Here is a 292-nt window from a genome sequence, read left to right as displayed (position 1 = left end):
ACCCGCTCAGCACTCCGCCGGAGTAGACGACGACCGCGCGGAACACGTTCGCGCGGGCGCAGGCGATCGCGTAGGACATCCCGCCGCCGTAGCTGAAGCCACCGGCGAAGCGCTGGCTCGTGTCGACGCAGAGGCTGTTGTCCAGCAACCGGACCAGGTCGTCGATGAACGTCAGATCCTGGCCGCCGGGGTTGGCCCAGCCGTTGCCGTTGCCCTGCGGCGCCACGAAGATCGTGCCGTTGCTGGCCTGGTCGGCGAGCTTGCGCAGGCCGTAGTACGACCAGTTGTAGCC

1 pseudogene is annotated in these 292 nt (G+C 68.5%); it reads right to left on the bottom strand.

Annotated elements, in window-relative coordinates:
- Positions 1–292: pseudogene (locus UK23_RS34890) on the bottom strand (poly(3-hydroxybutyrate) depolymerase); the annotation flags it as partial.

Source organism: Lentzea aerocolonigenes, assembly GCF_000955955.1.
Lineage (GTDB): Bacteria > Actinomycetota > Actinomycetes > Mycobacteriales > Pseudonocardiaceae > Lentzea > Lentzea aerocolonigenes_A.
Note: the sequence above shows the minus strand (reverse complement) of the source record. Positions and strands in the feature narration are given on the sequence as shown.